This window comes from Pseudoalteromonas sp. Of7M-16 (assembly GCF_022347805.1).
GTDB classification, from domain to species: Bacteria; Pseudomonadota; Gammaproteobacteria; order Enterobacterales; family Alteromonadaceae; genus Pseudoalteromonas; species Pseudoalteromonas luteoviolacea_F.
The window spans coordinates 23,866-43,012 of sequence record NZ_JAKRFY010000024.1; the positions used below are offsets into that span (position 1 = coordinate 23,866).

The 19,147-nt window shown below is 41.1% G+C and carries 17 protein-coding genes; 2 read left to right on the forward strand and 15 right to left on the reverse strand.

Going from position 1 to position 19,147, the window contains the following annotated elements; translation table 11 throughout:
- Window position 1: 1 nt before the first annotated feature.
- The 9 genes from MHN81_RS20905 to MHN81_RS20945 form a co-directional block, all read right to left on the reverse strand.
- The gene (locus MHN81_RS20905; protein ID WP_023401952.1) at window positions 2-748 is read right to left on the reverse strand and encodes a hypothetical protein; all 747 of its coding nucleotides are present in this window, start codon (window positions 746-748) and stop codon (window positions 2-4) included.
- 320 nt (window positions 749-1,068) lie between these two features.
- Window positions 1,069-1,542 (reverse strand): GNAT family N-acetyltransferase, encoded by a 474-nt coding sequence (locus MHN81_RS20910; protein ID WP_023401951.1) that lies wholly within the window; start codon window positions 1,540-1,542, stop codon window positions 1,069-1,071.
- Window positions 1,543-1,583: 41 nt separating this feature from the next.
- Entirely contained in the window at window positions 1,584-2,099 is a 516-nt protein-coding gene (locus MHN81_RS20915; protein ID WP_239426611.1) for a hypothetical protein, read from the reverse strand.
- A complete protein-coding gene (locus tag MHN81_RS20920; protein ID WP_023401949.1) occupies window positions 2,080-2,445 on the reverse strand; it encodes a cytochrome c in 366 nt (121 codons plus the stop codon). Before MHN81_RS20920 ends, MHN81_RS20915 begins: the two co-directional genes overlap by 20 nt.
- Before the next feature lie 32 nt (window positions 2,446-2,477).
- Window positions 2,478-3,740 (reverse strand): EAL domain-containing protein, encoded by a 1,263-nt coding sequence (locus MHN81_RS20925; RefSeq protein WP_239426612.1) that lies wholly within the window; start codon window positions 3,738-3,740, stop codon window positions 2,478-2,480.
- A gap of 14 nt (window positions 3,741-3,754) precedes the next feature.
- Window positions 3,755-4,948 carry an HD domain-containing phosphohydrolase gene (locus MHN81_RS20930; protein ID WP_239426613.1) on the reverse strand — a complete coding sequence of 398 codons (1,194 nt, stop codon included), beginning with the start codon at window positions 4,946-4,948 and terminating at the stop codon, window positions 3,755-3,757.
- A gap of 274 nt (window positions 4,949-5,222) precedes the next feature.
- A complete protein-coding gene (locus MHN81_RS20935; RefSeq protein ID WP_155250826.1) occupies window positions 5,223-5,363 on the reverse strand; it encodes a hypothetical protein in 141 nt (46 codons plus the stop codon).
- 243 nt (window positions 5,364-5,606) lie between these two features.
- Window positions 5,607-10,379, reverse strand: coding sequence for an REJ domain-containing protein (locus MHN81_RS20940; RefSeq protein ID WP_239426614.1), 4,773 nt, complete (start codon window positions 10,377-10,379; stop codon window positions 5,607-5,609).
- A 262-nt stretch (window positions 10,380-10,641) separates the two neighbouring features.
- Complete coding sequence (locus tag MHN81_RS20945; protein WP_239426615.1) at window positions 10,642-11,916, reverse strand: serine hydrolase domain-containing protein; 1,275 nt, start codon at window positions 11,914-11,916, stop codon at window positions 10,642-10,644.
- A 155-nt stretch (window positions 11,917-12,071) separates the two neighbouring features.
- On the opposite strand from MHN81_RS20945, the gene MHN81_RS28275 reads away from it, so the two are divergent.
- Both MHN81_RS28275 and MHN81_RS20955 read left to right on the forward strand, forming a co-directional pair.
- Window positions 12,072-13,799: a sensor histidine kinase gene (locus MHN81_RS28275; protein WP_239426616.1), complete on the forward strand. Its 1,728-nt coding sequence runs from the start codon at window positions 12,072-12,074 to the stop codon at window positions 13,797-13,799.
- Between the two features lie 11 nt (window positions 13,800-13,810).
- The gene (locus tag MHN81_RS20955) at window positions 13,811-14,524 is read left to right on the forward strand and encodes a LytTR family DNA-binding domain-containing protein (protein ID WP_239426617.1); all 714 of its coding nucleotides are present in this window, start codon (window positions 13,811-13,813) and stop codon (window positions 14,522-14,524) included.
- A 104-nt stretch (window positions 14,525-14,628) separates the two neighbouring features.
- On the opposite strand, the gene MHN81_RS20960 is transcribed toward MHN81_RS20955, so the two are convergent.
- From MHN81_RS20960 to MHN81_RS20980, 6 genes are all read right to left on the reverse strand, one after another.
- The gene (locus tag MHN81_RS20960; protein ID WP_239426618.1) at window positions 14,629-16,389 is read right to left on the reverse strand and encodes an ATP-binding protein; all 1,761 of its coding nucleotides are present in this window, start codon (window positions 16,387-16,389) and stop codon (window positions 14,629-14,631) included.
- 505 nt (window positions 16,390-16,894) lie between these two features.
- Window positions 16,895-17,017: a hypothetical protein gene (locus tag MHN81_RS28160; protein ID WP_023401941.1), complete on the reverse strand. Its 123-nt coding sequence runs from the start codon at window positions 17,015-17,017 to the stop codon at window positions 16,895-16,897.
- A complete protein-coding gene (locus tag MHN81_RS20965) occupies window positions 17,007-17,642 on the reverse strand; it encodes a L,D-transpeptidase family protein (RefSeq protein ID WP_231105425.1) in 636 nt (211 codons plus the stop codon). Before MHN81_RS20965 ends, MHN81_RS28160 begins: the two co-directional genes overlap by 11 nt.
- A gap of 145 nt (window positions 17,643-17,787) precedes the next feature.
- Complete coding sequence (locus tag MHN81_RS20970; protein ID WP_023401939.1) at window positions 17,788-18,048, reverse strand: hypothetical protein; 261 nt, start codon at window positions 18,046-18,048, stop codon at window positions 17,788-17,790.
- Between the two features lie 27 nt (window positions 18,049-18,075).
- Window positions 18,076-18,441 carry a VOC family protein gene (locus MHN81_RS20975; RefSeq protein ID WP_239426619.1) on the reverse strand — a complete coding sequence of 122 codons (366 nt, stop codon included), beginning with the start codon at window positions 18,439-18,441 and terminating at the stop codon, window positions 18,076-18,078.
- A gap of 230 nt (window positions 18,442-18,671) precedes the next feature.
- A complete protein-coding gene (locus MHN81_RS20980) occupies window positions 18,672-19,007 on the reverse strand; it encodes a hypothetical protein (protein ID WP_023401937.1) in 336 nt (111 codons plus the stop codon).
- Window positions 19,008-19,147: the final 140 nt, after the last annotated feature.

A 19,147-nucleotide genomic window follows, 5' to 3' on the forward strand; every position in this document is an offset into this window, starting at 1 on the left:
TTTACTTTAGCAAGGGATCTGTGCATTTAGGGTAGGCTTTGTAAATACCATTCGACATCACGGCGACTTTTTCTAAATTTTTACTGTTATTTGCACCACCAAGGAGCATTACCGAAATTGGCGGTAATATTTTCACAACATTCGGGCATTCATCTTTATAGGTCACCGCCACCGCGCTGGTTAATACTGTATTTCTATTTAACCATACTTTGGTTTTAAGTCCATTATCGTCAACTTCAGCAACGCTTTTACCAAACTTCCAATCTAGATATTCAATCACCTTTGTCGTTGGTGCTGAGCCTATAAACCGAACTTGGTCATGGCGCATTTCTATTTTTTTGGCAACATAGGCATGACTAAAATAATCAACCTGCTGAGCACTTGATTCTTGCCAAGCGAAGTCTGTTAAAACAGACGAACCAGCCTCTTGAACACGGCATTTTATTTTACCCAACAAAATTACATCTTGAGTGCCTAAGTTTACCATTTGGCCTGCGACTGGTGATTTAACTGTGCCGCGGATCACGTCTTCAGTTTTTGACAAAGTTTCAAAACCGCTAGGGCAGGTTTCATTTGCCGCTTGTAACCAACTATTCTCAACAAAACCCTTGTCTGTACCGTGGTATTCAATATGGTGAATATCATTCTTAGGAATAACAACATAGCCGTATGTACCGGTCAAAGGTTGATAAGTAGCCGAACAGCCCACTAATGATAGTAACGCCAGCGCAATAGCAGCTTTATGCATAATTTATTTACTCTTTGTCGTGCGATTTACACAATAAGAACGCGTGTTTCTTGCTACAAACTAGCTATACGGATAACGTTCCCAAAAAGGCGATACTATCACTTCAGAATCACCAATTGAATATTTGTGCATCATTATTGATAAAAAACAAACAAAATACCTTGCTTGACCATGTGGCTAAACGTGGTTATAGATTGAATGACAAAGTAACTAACGTTCAGCACTATTTAGAGTTACTGTTAGTCCTTGTCATTAAAATAGATGGGTGAAAATTGGTGTTTTGGCGTTTTCCTTAATCCAATTGGACTTTGTGTAAAAGGCTATGCAAACATTTGTCTCATTTTTCTTCCACCAACTGGCACCAAGCCATTGCGTTTGTAAAAGCTCAATGTGCGTTCAAACTCTGGTAAAGGTGGAGTACAAAGCTCAAGACAAGACCAGCTACGTTCGTAACCATATGCCTGTACTTGCTCTATCAACATAGAACCTACGCCGCCAGACCTATACGCATCAGACACATAAAACTCTTGAACAACCCCTATTTTTCCTCCCGCATACAGTGCGTAAGTCTCAGTCATCGTTGCCACTGCAATCGGCTCGTTTTGATAAAACCCTATGATTGCAAAATAATGCCCTTCACTCAGGAGCGTAAGACAACGCCTAGCAGTGCTTTTTAAATCTATATCAAAATGCTGTGTACACGTTAACTGACAAATTTCAGTAGTCAGCTGTACAACCATTTTTGCAATTATTTCGCAGTCTTCTATTGTGGCAACTTTAAAGCTTATATCCATATTTACTCACTCAAGTTTAATGAGATTGAAAAAATGCCCGGCTAAAAACACGCCCAAGCCGTTTTTTTAACCCTGAAAAAGCAATTGTACGCCTTATCGGCATCAAGCACCTCTAAATCATACGCACTGTCTAACAGCAGATAAACCCTATCATCTTCCAATCTGATGTGGACTGGAATTTGTATATGCGCCTGTTCAAATTTAGGATGTCGCAAGATAGCGTGGCTGGTTTCCTCCGGTAAATTAAATAACCTCAAGACGACCATGTTAATAACTAACTCACCATCTCCATTGTGATAACAACCTTCAAACTCGACTTTCGCCGAATAGTACGATTTGGTTTTTGATAGCATGCTGCTTTTAAAGCGAATTTTGTTCTCTTGAGGCAACTGGATACGGTATTTAACCCCAGGCCCGCCATTAACTTTCGCCAATTCAGTGATCACAAATACATCTTGTTCAGTATTTCTAAATGCCAAGAAAAACTTCCCATACTGTTCCTTCGAGTAAGCACATAAGCCCATATTTTGTAATGGATTAGTGATGGACTCTGTCATTGTTTAACCTTTTCTCCATAGCCGTTTGATAGTTTAATTTCAGATAGTTCAAATGTTCAATTATGAGTACAGCTTCTGCATCAGTCATTTCTTCAAATGAAGGCATAGCTCTTGGTATTCGCTCGCTATTTTTTAACCATGCGATCAGTTCTATTTGCGTTTTCTGGGTCTTTACGTTAGCAGGAACCCCCTTAAGAAAGTTTCCTTGCCCTCTCTCTCCATGACACCCTTGGCAATGATGTGCGAACAATTGTTTACCAGTTTTAAATGTAGGATGCTGATGTGATTCGTTATCTGTACAGCCAAAAAGCAAAATCAATAACACCGAAGTCAGGTAATTTTTCATTATCTTTGCACCTGTGCCTAACTGTTATGCGTTCATGTTTCGCTTGATAGCAATACACTGTTCATTTGTTTGTAGGCCCAATTAACTGCTTCATAATGGCAAGCTTTAACTGTTTGCTCAGTGACATTACAACAGGCGTAATCAAACTGTTGTTGGCACTCAATGGCAATAGCGCACTGTAATACCTTGCCCCCATGACCCTGCTTTTTTAATATCGCTGTTTTGACTGAACCACATAGGGGAATATGATGAAACAACTGTTGAGCCGGAATGTCTAAACAAGTTTCCAGCAAAGAAAACAGGCCAGTGGTAAAATAGGCGTTGCGCTGCGTTCTCGTCAGCCGCTGCTGCACAGCCATTAATTCGCAAAACTTGGCGCGCTGCAACATCAATAAAAACAACATGGGCGGTTTATCTGTCATGCGACTGAGCGCCATAATACAAACCAAAGTACGCAACTGCTCCAAACCCAAAAAGATCAAAATTGATTTAATATCATGAAAGACCTTACCCATACCGGTGTAAGCAGAATTGATATATCTCAACAACTTATAGTAAATAAATGGGTCTTGAGACACCAAGGCTTCTAACTCGACAAAGCTGACCTTTGGATCGTTAAGTTTTATCAGCAGCCTAAGTGTAGAAATACGGTTGTGTGGCGTTTTTTTACCATTGAGCATTTCCGGTGACGCAAAAAAGTACCCTTGAAATAGCTCAAACCCCAATTTTTTACACATTCGATACTCTTGCCAAGTTTCCACCTTTTCGGCCAACAATTTCACTGAAAAGCGCCGTAGTAAATTGACTTGGTGGACCAATGCCTGTGTATTAAATGCTCTAATATCCACTTTCACTATGTCTGCACACTCCAACAGAGGAATCGCCGCATCACTGTACACAAAGTCATCGAGCGCTATGGTGTAGCCTCGCTCAACCAGTGCCTTGACTGAATTAACTAAATACTCATCAATTACCACATCTTCCAAGACTTCAAATACAACCGAACTTGCAGACAAGCTCAATGACTGAGCATGATGTAAGGCATCTTTAGTCATATTGATAAAACAAGGTACATCCGCATTGAGCAAGTCCATACCTACCTCAGTCATCGCTGTGATCATCACCTGCGCTGTCGCATACTCTGGATCAGGCTCAGTACAGCACGTCGAATGACAATGTGGACGGTATAACAGCTCGTATCCAACTAACCTTAATTCTCTGTCACAAATTGGCTGTCGGGCCAAAATACATTCGAACTCAGATGCAGGCCCACGACAATTTTCTTCTGCTGCCATGTTTACTCCCTTTATTACAAAACTGTCTCTGCTAATTTTTCCAATATTGGAGAAACCCTAGGATCACTTGGTGATATCACCGCTTTGATCCCCATTTGCATATGTTGTTTGTCACTTAAATCCAGCTTGTGTCCACACTTGTTACCACTCAACAGCTCTATTGTCGGTCTTAGACGATTTTCATTGCAGGCTTTAACAACTAGCGCAATTTCACCACTGCTGGTCTCAACTACACACCCAATCGGATAAATACTCAGGGCATGGATGAACTTTTCCACCAAGCGTTCGTCAAATTCCACCGCCCGCCGACTGTATAGATATTGCAGCGCTTCAATAGGTGAATACATCTGTTGATAGCTACGTTGACGAGTCAGGGCTTCATATACCGATGTGATCGCCACCATACGTGTCAGTAAACTCATTTTTCGCTCTGCAAGTCCGCTTGGATACCCTTGCCCGTCGATCCGCTCGTGATGACACAACACAATGTCTTTTACATCTTGTGGTATGTCTGGCGCTTTATTCAGTATGTCGACGCCAAGTTGTGGATGCCGTTGCATTTTTTGTCGCTGCTCCTCAGTTAAAGTTCGACTTTGCGCCAGTACTTCAGGTGTTATGTACAACATACCGATGTCATGCAACAGCGCACCTAACCCAAGGTGCAACATCTTTTTATTGGCAATGCCTATATGCTTGCCAAAAACGAGACTAAAAATGCACACGTTCACTGACTTTTGCGCCAAGCAATTGTACTTTTTCCTCATTTGCGCAAGGTAAAGCATGGCATCAGTGTTGCTGATAACATGCGTCGTCAACTCTGTAACTACATGTTTTGCGGCATCTGTATCGAGACTTTTACCAAAACGCACATCGCTAAAAATCTCGTTTAGAACCGACACACCTTTACCGTGCACAGTGCGGCAACTATGCATTGTTTTTTGCTTGTTATAAGCTGTACGCAGCCTCTTTTCACTCTTTGCTGTTTTAATACTATTGTTGTTTTGGGCCTGTTTTACTTCTTGAGCAAGCACCACTTCCCGCTCGGTATCAATTGTGACTCTGCGGCAATATTTCGAGAGTTTGGTAATTTGCTCATCAGACTGAACCAAAAACGCATGGCACCAAAATGGGGTCTTTAACCATTGCGCTTCAATGGCACAGACATACATGCCTATTCTTAAAGATTCGATGGGAATTTGTTTTTTCAATCCAATACTCCAGTCCCTTCGCGCCAAAAAATGGCTACCTGAGTAAAATCCAATCAAGGAAAAAGATCATTGTGTAAGTACAGATTCAAGGCCTTTTAAAGCAGGCATAAATGACAGGGCGGAGTGATAGAATGGATCAGGACATACGGCGTACGTTTGACAATAAACGTAACTAACATAGTCACGCAAAATATTAAGGTATCTTGAATGCAGGCGCGAATACCTTAAATGATGTTCCGCCCCCTAAAATATTGCTTTAGAAGGTGTAAATAACTCAATCGGATACATCTTTTTCCTCTTGCTTTGTGCCATCCCCACTGGCTGCAATCACTTTCGAGTCCATGAAAGTGCAAGCATAATACTGCATAACATTTTTCTTTCTCAAGCCTTTGAGCAATATTTGTTCTTTCATCATGATTCAGATCAAATTGACTATGCTTTTGAACTCTTTGAAGGGAAAATTACTGTGCGTCATGTATAAGCGTCAAAAATTGGCAAGAATCACTTTTTGCATCGTCTGATACGCACACGTTTATGTAATTGGCGGGAAAATGAGCTGCTTTTACACTTGGTCAAGTATTTACGAACTAGGTTTTGTCAATTAAAAATAAAAGTGCGGCCTGTTGCCGCACTTTAAGCTGAACTCACGATTTGCTGTTTAGTCCTTATCGATATTCACATTGAGCACGCAATCTTCAAATAACATTGACGTTTTAAGACCGGTGCTACCTGGGCTTTCCCTAAAAATTGTTAAGCCACAACCATCGAAGCTTGAAAGCTTAGCACTGGTATTATAGCCCGCAGCCACAGTCATACCAGCATGGCTACCAAACAACACATACCCCAAGCTAAAATTATGAGAATAACCTATGCCCGGAGTGATATTGAGTGTCACATTTATCTTAGGTGGGATGTAGCTAAAATTAATGATATTTTCTGTCTCGCAAACACTAAAACGTGCTCGCCAACATGCGGTGATCCCTTCAGAATCACTCGAAAGTATATTCAATACAAACTGTTCATAAAGTCCTTTTGTAACAATAATCCCATTTACCAGTTCAATCGGGTAAGTTTTAACACCATCTTTTTCGGTAATCCACAACGTCGCCGTACCCGTTTGCTCATCTATATCAAAACGCCATTGTCGAGGTGTGCCGTTAAATTGGTCATGCAAATACAGACCATGGAGTTGGTGAGGCGCAAAGCCAGTAAGTGCAGGTTCTGGGCTAAACTCATATACCAAAAAGCGTGTTTCATTGAGGCTGTCCCATATCAAATTCACATAAACCCTGTCCCCGTGTACACCGAGTACTTGATATTTTGTGCCTTCTTTTAGCTCACATTCTTGCGACTCAAAATTACAATATGGATCTGACTTGTCGACCTCCACATTGTTAACATAAGCGATTGATAACATATCGCCTGTCAAAGATGCGATACGCTTTGAAAGATTCTGTTTACTCACGACAGTACCATCTTCGAATATTTCAAAACCCCAGTTGCCCAATAACTTCGGCGCTCGATACTGACCCACTACATTTTCAAATGATGTCGCTGGCTGCGCTTTAAATATCAGCCCTGAACCATGGCGAAGCCAATCATTGTTGTAGCGCCCATATTCCACCATACTGAGTTTGTCTATCGCAAAAGCATAGCCACCAGAGCGCGCTTCAAACAAAGAGATTTCAGCAAAGTCGCTGTCATTCAGTGTTGTTAAATGAAGCTTCCCTTGTGCATTAAGTGACCATGACAGCTCTGTTATTGATTCAGATTCGCTATCTAAGTCAGTGATCAGTCTGCCTGTTGTGTCTGCGTTAATTTCTAAAATGACAGTCTGCTGGGTCATAGGCACAAATGGCCAATGAGGAAGGCCCGTTTCAATATTAAACGAAGACTCTAGGCTCCACTTATTATTATAACCATAGGTAAGATACCAGCGCCCCACTAGTGAACTTTCATCAACATCTAAAGTGGCTAAATCAGAGCTATTAATTACTTTCCTTTTTTCCAAATTTTTATAATTAGCTTGCTCATAAACAACCCAGCTTATATATGTGCCATCTTCCTCAATACTCAGATCGAATCCACGCACCTCAGTTAAATTATTTTCATCTAATTTAACAACAACAGTTTCAAAACTATTTAACTGAGCCGAATAACTCTTATCAGCAGTCCTATATAACCTAAAAGGCTTAATCTCATCGAGGCCATACAAGGTGCCACTGGTTGCTGAGTCAATGCTAAAATAAGTACTCAAAGGTATCTCGTGGGCTGACTCTTCAATCAATAAAAAGTCACCGCTGATCGGCTCTTCAGAATAAAACTCTGTATTTATTGTACAATTTGCTTTGGGATCTTTTATTGTATATCGCGCAAATGTCGGTTCGTATTCACTAAAAGTGCCCTCACAACCACTGACCTTGCCAATGATATGCCCATCATTCGCAGTCATTGTAACGGAGAAGACTTCCCCATACCTGACAACCTCAGTGGAAGCTTCAACCTCCCCCTGACCTAGGGTGTTAAAATCAATATCCAGAATAGGCTTAGCATATTTAAAGTTATATTGATTCGATGCTGTACACCCTTGTCCTTCGGTAAAATGGCATACCGTGAGTTGCTCATGTGTTTCCTCCATCACCTGAAGGTAAGATATTTCATCCGAGAGAACAGCAGTTAGTTTTATCAGATCGCCTTCTAACTCTGCATAAAACCGCTGATCATTTAAGGTAATGATGCTTTTACATTTTAAAACATAGGAAGAGACAAAAGAGCATTGCTGACGCGAATTCAAAACAGCAACACCTGATTCAGATTGTGCATAAAGATTTGTTTCTGCACGATGTCGTATCGCCAGTTCGTCGCGCTCTAAAAATGACGTACCAAATTGGCCGAGCGCCCAGCTTTTATCTGACAACTCAAAGATATGTATTTGCCTTTGATTCGTAAAACTACTTTGACTATCGCCAATTTGATGACGCTGCTCCACAGCAATTTTATCACCATGAATAGCTAGCAGCTTGTAACTGTCCGTCCAGCTTATTTCACAATATGGTAAGGTCACATCACACCATGATACTTCCCTATAGTCCGAACGATATCTGTAACGATTCAAAATACCATCTTTGAGTTCCCCTTCAATATTTTTCGTCCAACGAAAATGATAGTTATCATTTTCATCAATAATGAATCGGTTATTGGAATGCTTATTTTTTATTAATTGCCATGTGCGTTGGTAGTCAATATCAGCAAAAGTGATGTCTTGCGTTTTTATCATTACCGCATGCGCCACCTCAGTGAGCTCTGCCAAGCCAGAGTTGACAACAACTTGCATCCCAACATCGATATCACGAACTAACTCAATATCTAAATTGTATCTCTCATTTGAAATGTGTAATACATTGTCGGTAATATCCCAATGGCTCTCTACACCAATAGAGTCCATCATGGCTTCATTATTATCATTCAACGTTATCGTTATGTATTCCTGATTTTTATATTTATCACGATAATTTAAAATCCACGTGCCCAATAGCTCACTGTGTTTGGACAACTGGTGAGTCTTGGCTTTAAACAATTTTGCTGTAGTGGAGATTTGATTGGGACCCCCCTCTGCCGCTAAGGTATTTTTAAAAGTTGCAGTTACTGCATAATAATGTTCCCCACTATCAAAAGTAGATAATGTAAACTCCTTAGCTTGGAAATCTACAAAACGGCTTGAACTACTACTATAAGCCCAAAACTCATGCGCCAAGCTTACTTTTAGTTCTGTGCCATCTTGATGCCACTCAAATGGTATTCTCTCGTCTGCAACTAAAGTGCCTGTATGATCATCGTTAAAAGACAGTTTAAAACCTATGCCATCTAAGTATCTCGCTTCAACTAAGTAGTAGTCTCCAAGTGGTGATAACGCTACGGGGTTTACCAGTGTTTCGTCAGCTTTGATCTCTTCTTCTATTTGTGTAAGCAATTCAGGGGATTCGGTCTGTAACAATTCTATCAATGCATTTGACGTGTCTTTATTCTGCGCAAGCTGCAAGGTAGTTTCAGTGTTACTCGGTAGCTCAACGCCGTAGTCAATCACCGCCTTTAATAAGGACGAAAGCGTCAACACTTCAGCGGGCTCAATACTTTGTCTGGCTTCTAATAATTGATTATCAGAAGTAATTGATGAGTTCATTCTTGATATTAACGCATCTTCTGCGGTTGTCACATTGGTGATATTAACATCAAAATATTCTGTCGAATTCAATGATAAGTCATCACCTGCCGCATGTTTAAGCTGCTCCATAGAACCTAACTGCGACACAAGTTCAACATGTGCTTGCTCACCCGTACCGAGCGCCCTAAGATTAATTAACTCTTGAGATAGAGACTCATCAATTTCAAAGCTCAGCATATAAGCGCCTTCAGCATCAGCTGTAGTCGTAAATGTTTCATCGCCAACGTTTAGCTCTACAGCAGCATTTGCGATCGGTGCATCTGTTACCTTACCAACCAGAGTCAAACTGTCTTTGATTGGCTCCAATACAATAGAGTGCATAGCACTGGATGATGCACCTTGATTGTCGGCAACTGTGACTGTAAATTTTATTTCATGCTGGGATTGAATGTCTGGACTGATCACAGATAATGTTGCGTCTGTATTGCCTTCTAACGTTAGTTGAAGCTGTGAATTATGCGTCCAATTGTAACTTTTGATTGTTCCATCAGTGTCAGTTGCATTGGCAGTCAAACTAAACGCTGTTTTTTCAACCGCTTGCTGCGCACCATCTATTAATACTTGGGGCTGTTCATTTTCTAGTGCAGTTACTTCTATCGCATGTGTTGCCGATACAACTTTTCCATGTATATCAGTAATAGATACATTAAAATTGACCAGCGTCGCGTTTTGTATATCTGGCAAGCTAACCTGTAAATTCAATCTCTCTAATTCAGTTAAAGTAATGTCCAGATCCGAGTCATGTTGCCAAGCTATATCTGCAATCTCGCTTGTGTCTAGCGAGGTTTTAATCGTCAAGACAAATTGTGATTGCTCTACATACTGCTTATCACCCTGTATGGCAATGCTTGGGGCAGGAGTATCTTTGAATAATACTGTGTGTGTTGCCGAAGACTTAGCCCCATCATCATCTGTTACGGTTAACGTAAATTCAACGGATTGATCTTTACTTAAATCGTTACTTTGAATTGTGACTTCACGCTTGTCGCTGCCTTCAACTTGCAAAGATTCATTGTCGTTAAAATGCCATTGATAAGACTGAATGTTGCCATCTGTATCACTGGCATTGCCCGTCAAAATAAGCTGTTTTTGCTCAAAAACTTCAGAGTCACCAACAATTGAAACCGTGGGTTTATTGTTTTGCTCCTCAGGTAATGAAGGGGGAGTGGTGTCATTATGTGAACTGCCACCACACGCGGTTAAATTCATCAAAAAAACCGCTAGGAAAAATTGTCGACCTCTATTTATTAGCCAACCATATCCTTTGGTATTTATTATAGTTAAGAACTGATACATTTAACTACTATTCCATATTCGATAAAAAAAGAAACTATACCAAATATAAAAAAAAGTGTTAACGGATCTATTTTAGAAACAGTGAAAATTAAATAATTAATAAACCTAATAATAAAAATTTATAACGAGCGTTAACCAAAATAATATAAAAGGGCTGCACTGCCCCTTTATTCTATCACTTTGATACTCTCTTCCTAGAGTACATAAAACCAAGGGCACTCAATAACAAAATCACACAACAGCCAATTGCAATAAGATTAAACATATCAAGCAACATAAAACGCAGCTGAAACATATCCGGCGTTCCCGCTTCCCAGTTTGTCCACTTAGTTGCCATGTTAGATGCAAATGCCCGCTTGTTACCGGTTTGAAACATAATAAAGGCGTTACCAGTTTTGGGGTTCATGCGCGCCGTTGCGTTGAGCATTGGGGAGCGGCCGCCATGCCCCAATACAAAACTGCCATGATTATTATCTGCATATAACATGACTCCCGCTCCCCAGATCTCAAGTCCGCCCGATTGGCCAATTGGCTGGCGCATTGCCAACAGACTCTGATCGGTCAGTATTCGTTTTCCTGGTGTATTTAAGGCGGATGTAGGAATTTGCGAACGTACAAACTTGGCAAGGTCTGACGTGGTGCTATACAACCCCGTTGCAGCTAAAGACGTATAGTTTGGATAAACCAGCAATGTTTGATTTTCGCCAAAATACTGAGCCGTTTGGGGTGCGCTTCTATCTACACTATATCCAGTATTTGTCATGCCCAAAGGCAAAAAAATGGCTTGTCGCATATATTGTGCAAAACCCTGCCCAGAAATCTCTTCAATTAACAACTGAAGTAAGTTGTAGCTACCACCCGAATACTGCCATCTAGTACCCGGCTGCATGCCCACTGCAACTTTTCCCGATTTATCCGGTTCGCGGTCAGCTGCTAAGGTCAAATGTTCGACCAATGGCTGAACCGGCGTACCGACAGGGAAACCATCGTGACCTAAACCATCGGTAATGCCCGCAGTGTGACTCAATAGCCTTCTTACTGTGACTCCATCATTGTCAAACTCGCTAGGTGGCAATTGCCAGCGCGTTAAGTAATTAGATACCGGGGCATCCAGATCCAACTTCCCCTGCTCTGCCAGCTGCATAGCGGCCACAGCAGCAACCCATTTTCCCAGTGATGCAACACCAAATACTGAATCAGTATTCACTAATTCGCCCTTCGATACATGATGAGTTGCAATAACCTCCCCTTGTTCCATCATCAGCATCGCCACATTGCCTCTAAAGCCTTTATCGACCTCTGTTTTAATGTTGGTTACAAACTCTTGTGTATCGCCCTGAGCTGCGATTTTTTCGATAAACCAGCCCTGTGTTGTGGCATAGAAGTTCAGTGTCGCCCACAAACTCATTACACCCAATGTCGACACTAACCAAAGCACCTCTTTTTTCATTTCAGCTCTCCTCATAAAAGATTTGAGCCAATTATCCAAAATTGAATTCAAAATAATTGTTCAAACTCACCAACTGCACCTGAGTTGCATTAAACGCATTTAATGCACTGAAAGATGGTTTACAATGTCCAATATGTTAGGGAACGGTGTTCACTGTGATTAGAAACGAAATTAGAAATGGATTGATTTTTATGTGCCTGCTCGTTGTAGCTTTGGCTCACAAATCATTCGCCAGCTCAGATCTTCAAGGGGTAAGCAACCTTCGGCAGGCGTCTTTCTCGGAAAGTTTAGGGCAAGGTTGTCACAGCAAAGAATTAGATGATCGTCATTGGCAAACTTTTCAATTTCCCAATATTCAAGCCCAACAACACCTTTGCATTAGAGGCACACTCACTATTGACAAGGAACAGTTACCGCCAAATCCAACACTTTTGTTTTTAGCGCTCGCAGCCTATGAGATCTATTTAAATGGTGAGCTTATTGGTAAAAATGGTGTACCTGGCAGCTCTAAAACCTATGAACAAGTCGGTGCTATTAGCAGCTTGACCCAATTAGACTATAAAACACTGGTCCCCGGTGAGCATTTGATAAGCATTGAGTTATCTAGTTTTCACACTGCAGATGCATTTTCAGCAATCGCCTATGCACTTGCAATTATCGACCAACAATCGTTTTACCAAACAATTATTGTTGCCAGTAGTATCACGGCACTGTTAATCGGTGGTCTATCATTGCTATTTGTGATCTTTCTTACTGTGTACCTGCGCTATAGTAATCAAGCTAGTCACCTCATATTTGCATTGTTGTGTGTTTTTACGCTTGCTCTGCTTGTTGCTGAGCAATGGAAGCTCTGGGTAAATTATTACTATGACGTACACCTCCTGCGAATGCATATTGTGTTTGCATTGACCCTGGTAGTGACCTCCCTGCTGCCGAGTTACTACCTTGCTCAACACAATGCCTCTCACAAACCTCTCTGGCTCGGCGCGCTTGCTTTAACGCTGCTTGCAGTGGCGTATTCTACAACCAGCTTTGACGCTCGCAGTGCATGGCTCTTCTGCGCCTCACTGCTTTTTGTTGGTGCAATCAACGTTATTACTCTGAGGCACGGCAAGGCAGGCAGTATCACAGCTTTGCTGATCTGCGCCGTTTCTATATTGGGGTTCATTTTAGCACCTCGGCTATTTTTAGAGTTTGGCTTTGCACTCAGTATTACCTTAGTGCTGGCTTCAATTGGCGTATCACTTTTAAATCAACTTATTAAACAGCGAAATTTGGCTTTGGAAGCAGGTAAAATAAAGGGCGAGCTACTGCGCAGAAACCTGCAACCACATTACCTTATGAACTGCTTAATGCAGGTTCAGGAACTCATCGACTTTGCACCAGCACAAGCTAACGAATTTGTGCAGCAACTAGCTGAAGAATTTCGTGCTCTGGTAAAAGTAAGCGAAAAAGAAGTCGTCACACTAGAGGAAGAGCTGCGCCTATGTCACAGTCATCTCAAAATAATGTCAGTGCGTTACCAGCAAAACTATCAATTAGTTACACAGTCACTACCCGACAGCGCCTCTCAATGCCCTGCTCACATTCTAGTACCGACGGCCATTATTCACAGTCAAATTGAAAACTGCTTTACCCATAACCGTATCATGTCAGATAAACCTATTCAGCTTTCAATTAGTGCCAGTAAAAGCCGCATCATTTTAGAACTTACAACCCCAATCGATGTCGCCACTCAACATCAGGGAATGGGGATTGGCGATGCATATATTCGCGCTAAAATGGCACAAGTTTGCGAGTCTGATTGGCAGCTAGAAAGTTGCCAAGTCGCTGACCATTGGGTAACTCGATACGAATACCAAATTAGACCTAATTTTACATAGAGGAGCGTTTTATGAGAGTCGTTATAGTAGAAGATGAACCTCTATTACAACAAAGGATTGCGCGTTTTACACGCAATATTTTAGGAAAAAAACTCACTCACTTAGGGCAATTTTTAACCTTATCTGAAGCTGAAGACTATCTTGCAGATAACGAAGTAGATCTATTACTGCTCGACCTTAACTTACAGGGCCAAAATGGCTTTTCTTTACTTCAAAATCAACTGGCTAAGGCTTTTCATACCATTGTGATTTCTGCGTATTCTGATAAAGCTATCGAGGCATTTGAGTATGGCGTTCTGGATTTTATTGCTAAGCCTTTGGAAGAACACAGACTAGCTAAGGCCCTCGCCAAACTCACTGACAACACCTTGCGAAGCCACTATGGTTGCCGCTACTTAAGCGTAAAAAAGCACGCTGCGATTGAGTTAATAGAAGTCGCCAATATTGCTTGGCTCAAAGCGGATGGCCACTACAGTGAAATTCATCTGATAAACAGCGAAGAGGTCTATTTGCACAGCAAAAGTATTGAAAAAATTCAACAGCTTCTACCTGAGCAATTTGAGCGGATCCACCGTTCATATGTCGTCAACATCAATCAGGTAGCACGCTTACTGGTAGAATCTGGTGGGCGTTATTTTGCGCAGTTACGCGATAACACACAATTGCCAATTGGACGCACTAAATATCTGGCAATTAAAAGTCATATAGAGACAAAAAAATACTAGCTCACCACTATCCCTAGATAAAAGTAAAAGTAAGCACTTACAACTAAACTGGACTTTGCTTTATCTATTACTATGGATATCCCATGTTAAACGAGGAGGAATAATTAGCATGGGTTATGAGAGGAATCATCCCCTTGTTCCTGGTTACGCGTATTTTGCTTTACTGATTGGTTAATGGTGCGGTACATCGCGTGCATAGCTACCGGCTTACCAATATGGGCTGCAAAGCCAAGACTTTTATAGTGCGCAATGTCTTGCGACATCACATTTGCGGTGAGTGCAATCACTGGAATGTTTGGATTGACTTTTTGAATTAGCATAAATGCCTCTATACCATCCATTTCTGGCATCTGTATGTCCATTAAAACTATGTCGTAGCTGGACTGATTAAAAGCTTCTACCGCGAGTTTGCCATTCTCAACGACATCCATGGTGGCACCAGTTTTCTCTAGCATCTTGCTAATCACAATTTGGTTTATTTCATTGTCTTCAGCGATTAGAATTTTCAAAGCCGCAAAATTCGGTAACTGGTCTTCTCCTCCCTCTTTATATGGATCCGATAGCTCAGCTTGTGCCAGTGGCAAGATAACGTCAATCGTAGTGCCTTTGCCTTGTTCGCTTTTAAGGTTTATTGTGCCACCCATTAAGCGAACTAAGCTCGCCGTGATGGCGAGGCCTAACCCTGTGCCACCATACTTGCGTGTAGTCGACGAGTCAGCTTGCTGGAATCGATCAAATATCGACTGCTGGGCGTTTTTATCCATACCAATTCCAGTGTCGATTACTGCGATATGTAGCGCCGACTCTCCTTGGTATTGAATGGCATGCAGTTCAATTTTAATTCCGCCTGAGTCTGTAAACTTAACGGCATTTGATACCAAATTAAGTAGGATCTGCCGTACTCTGACAGAATCCCCCAAGCGGCCATCAGATGACCCCAGATCATAACTCGCATGGAGTGATATAGACTTTTTATCTGCTTCAACTTTTAAATCTGATACGACAGACTCAACAGTGTCTGACATTGAAAAAGGTGCGACTTCAAGCGTTAATTTATGCGCTTCAATTTTTGAAAAGTCCAAAATATCGTTAATAACCGTAAGTAAAGATTGCGCAGAATATACAGCTTTTGACATTAAACTTTTTGATTCCTCATCGAGATTTCCTTTCTCAAAAATCTGTAGTGCACCTAAAATACCATTCATCGGTGTACGTATCTCATGGCTCATATTTGCTAAGAATTCACTCTTTGCTTTAGAAGCTTGTTCTGCCTTTATTTTTGCCTCTCTAAGTTCTTCATTTTGCTGTCGCATTTTGTCTCGAGAGCGCTTTAGCTGCCCGGAGTATTTTCGATTGAAAAAACCGACATTACAACAATATAAATAGACACTTGCAGCAGCCACAACCTGCGTGATAAGCGGAGACTGTTCAACAAACTCGAAACCGAACCATACCCCACCAGATACACAACCCAAAGCCAATACGGCAGTACAACTGTAGTACCTTTTCACACCACCTAAGATAAGGCTATTTAACGAATTAACGATTAACAACGCAAACACCACCCAAACCTGAAACCCAACCACAGCGCACCAAATCCCATAAAACAGTGCATCTAAATGTAAGTTAATGTATTCATGGTTATTTTTATCAGAGAAAAGTTTGCTGTGTAGGCGCGCTACATGAGGCCACATTGCGCAATTTAGGAAAATAAAACAAACAGTGATGAAGTTAAGGTCATTGTACAGTGCGCCAATGAGCATAATTGCCATCAGGACGCAGCCAATTATACGTGGCGCATAGTTGAGTTTAGCCAAGGAAGGCTTCTGTTCTGGTGTTTCGTTGCTATATTGAGCAGACGTCATGTGAAATGTTTAAGTCCAAAGCGCAGCTAATCTTTTAACTTTATACACTAAAACAAGGGTTTTTATTTAACTTTAGGTTAAAAAGTTTGCATTTTTGCGTTGGCATGCGCTGCCGACCATACTGTTCTAACCACATAACGGGACTCAACCTACCGCAATGTTGCTACAATATGTTAAAAATACACACATTTATTAAAAGCACCAAGGTATACATACTCACACTCACAAGCAAAATACATATCAACAGCTTACCAAGCTTAGTGTTGGCCACCGTTTTTGTGACGACACACCATAACATCAACATATACAAGGCTATTTCGCCGGAATGTTTAAGCAACAAAGCTTGATTGAACGCACCTGAGACCCAAAATTGCGAAGGAACTTTAGAAAAATAAATCCCCCAACACAACTGATAAAGACAGGCAATTGGAACAAAACAAAAGCACACTGCCTGCCAAAGCCTAAATGATTGCATACTGCCAAGCACCCTATTTCTATTAAGTTCCTAATGAACTGCGTCGAATAATACGACTACACTGTCAGCAGCTGCACAGCTAGATGTGTTCATGCCGCCAAACTCAGCAATCACAACACATAGTCCGACAATGACTAGCAAGTTAGTTATCATGTCTAAACCTCTCAAAATAGGTTGAAATGTCTAAATACAAGGTCTTCACCCATTGCGGTTTGTCTGTCGCTAACTTTGAAATATCATTCATTCTTGGATCCGACGGCGCAATCGCGACGTTGACATTCGCTTTGCCCACGAGCGTCGTTAAAACAAAAAGTTCTTCTGCAACTTCATCGCCCATCGCTAAACACCCTATTGAAAAGGCCTTGCCGTGAATGAAAATATTGGTTCCCGGTTCAGTTCTCCCCTCTTCTTTGGCATGCTTTAAATCAAAATCATTTGGGTAGTTTAGTTTCATGGACAGATGGAATGCGCTATTTGGATTTAAATACTCTAACTGGTAGATCCCTTCTGGAACTTGCTTATCCCCCTCCCTTAGCTTGGGACCTAACACACCACTGGCAGCCAGCACTGGGTAAGAACGTATAAAGGTTTGCACTTCACCATTTTCAGCCCACAGTTCAAGTAGATTTGAATCTTTAATCGCGAGCAAGGTGACCTTTTCAGGTGGAAATTGAACGTCTGCGGCTCTGAAAAAAGGCAATAACCTATCTTTTGAAGTCTTACCATATAGGTCAACGACATCTGCTGTTGTGCGTTTTCCAACCACTTTATGAAACATAGGAACCCATACAGGCCTCATAAAAAAATAGATACAAGTCGTGATAATAACAAATGAAATGAGTGTTAGAAGTTTCACAATATGCATTGTTAATTCTCATCTTGCTATAAAATAATATAGGCACCAATCCGACTAAAAATTTTATTTAAACTAACCCAATCGCCAATCCAAGCACTAAGATCACAAAGTACAACGGGCCATGATTAAATCTATTTAAAAACCAAAAATACAAAAAAGATAAGCCAAACGATATTAAAGTACCGACTAAAACATACGAAAAACTGGCACCGCTCATCAAGCCAAACACTAAAACCACTGAGGAATATATCCCTGCACATAAAATTGGTTTTTCGGTGATTGCCAATACTCTCAGTAAAGCAAGCAATAAAATTATTTTTATAATCATTATGTTTTCCTATATGAGCAATATGAGTTACATATTCTGTGCTATTCGCCACAAAACTCCACTGGGATCAGTCAAACAAAATTCAAGCATTCCCCATGGTTGCTCTACAACTTCAGTCACCTTAACATTAAACTCATCGCTCACCTGTGCATTTAATATATGTTTGTGCCAACTCATTGCATCTTCCACCAACAGGTGCATCATGGCGTTTTGGCAATGATCCGGCTCGTAAAAGTCTTGGAGCAAAAAAGCACAAGCACCGTGCCTAAAATAAGCAACCCCTTCAAACTCGGAGGCCATTTCAAACCCAATAGTCTGATAGAAACGCTTGGAGCACTCAAAGTCCTTCGCGGGAACAAATGACTTGATTTCAACTGTCTTTAAACTTTCCATATTTACACTCGCTTTGAAAAAATGGCTCACACCTGATCGAACAAGAGTCGCACTCAGTGGCAATTTAATACTTGCCATCACTCAAGTTTTCTAATGCTGGATAAATGAGAGAACAGCCTGCAAAAAAGCAAGGCGAAGTAGGTTATCTGTTACATAGTATGCTGTTTTGCAGTCCACCAATCTGTTGCACACGCTTGCCTATTGGCAAGCGCGACAGCGCCAAAGATTTTTTAAACGGCTGCAAAGTCATAAATATCAGACGCTTGCATACCATAAAAAATACTTGGAATAACAACAACACAAGCTGCTATAAATGCGTATGTGAGAGATTTATTCTTTTTCCCTCTCACATACGTGAGACCAATAGTTGCCGCTATCATAAGAGGCAGTAAGAAATGTACTCTCATGAGCGCCATTAAAACAAACAGTCGCTGTACTTCTATGCTCATTGATATATCGTAAGCGTAAGCCAGCAAAGGCGCCCCAATAAAAGTACCAATGATCAATGTAGTTACATATAAAAGTATTAAGAACCACCACGGCGTGTTTTCTATCAGTTTAATCATGTTTCAGTACACTTAACGCCAAAATCAACGGCGTATTAGGCTTGGCTAAAATTACCTAAGAATGGACGTCAGCCAAGCTTTAGACGACCCACTCATCATTGTGTCGCCATTTTACAACTTTCCCCGCCATTGAGGTACTT

Bases quoted from the DNA above. Each gene is read 5' to 3' on its own strand.
- MHN81_RS20905 (WP_023401952.1), bottom strand. From the start codon at position 748: ATGCATAAAGCTGCTATTGCGCTGGCGTTACTATCATTAGTGGGCTGT.
- MHN81_RS20910 (WP_023401951.1), bottom strand. From the start codon at position 1,542: ATGGATATAAGCTTTAAAGTTGCCACAATAGAAGACTGCGAAATAATT.
- MHN81_RS20915 (WP_239426611.1), bottom strand. From the start codon at position 2,099: ATGACAGAGTCCATCACTAATCCATTACAAAATATGGGCTTATGTGCT.
- MHN81_RS20920 (WP_023401949.1), bottom strand. From the start codon at position 2,445: ATGAAAAATTACCTGACTTCGGTGTTATTGATTTTGCTTTTTGGCTGT.
- MHN81_RS20925 (WP_239426612.1), bottom strand. From the start codon at position 3,740: ATGGCAGCAGAAGAAAATTGTCGTGGGCCTGCATCTGAGTTCGAATGT.
- MHN81_RS20935 (WP_155250826.1), bottom strand. From the start codon at position 5,363: ATGATGAAAGAACAAATATTGCTCAAAGGCTTGAGAAAGAAAAATGTT.
- MHN81_RS20940 (WP_239426614.1), bottom strand. From the start codon at position 10,379: ATGAATTTAACCGCGTGTGGTGGCAGTTCACATAATGACACCACTCCC.
- MHN81_RS20945 (WP_239426615.1), bottom strand. From the start codon at position 11,916: ATGAAAAAAGAGGTGCTTTGGTTAGTGTCGACATTGGGTGTAATGAGT.
- MHN81_RS20955 (WP_239426617.1), top strand. From the start codon at position 13,811: ATGAGAGTCGTTATAGTAGAAGATGAACCTCTATTACAACAAAGGATT.
- MHN81_RS20960 (WP_239426618.1), bottom strand. From the start codon at position 16,389: ATGACGTCTGCTCAATATAGCAACGAAACACCAGAACAGAAGCCTTCC.
- MHN81_RS28160 (WP_023401941.1), bottom strand. From the start codon at position 17,017: ATGATAACTAACTTGCTAGTCATTGTCGGACTATGTGTTGTGATTGCT.
- MHN81_RS20965 (WP_231105425.1), bottom strand. From the start codon at position 17,642: ATGTTTCATAAAGTGGTTGGAAAACGCACAACAGCAGATGTCGTTGAC.
- MHN81_RS20970 (WP_023401939.1), bottom strand. From the start codon at position 18,048: ATGATTATAAAAATAATTTTATTGCTTGCTTTACTGAGAGTATTGGCA.
- MHN81_RS20975 (WP_239426619.1), bottom strand. From the start codon at position 18,441: ATGGAAAGTTTAAAGACAGTTGAAATCAAGTCATTTGTTCCCGCGAAG.
- MHN81_RS20980 (WP_023401937.1), bottom strand. From the start codon at position 19,007: ATGATTAAACTGATAGAAAACACGCCGTGGTGGTTCTTAATACTTTTA.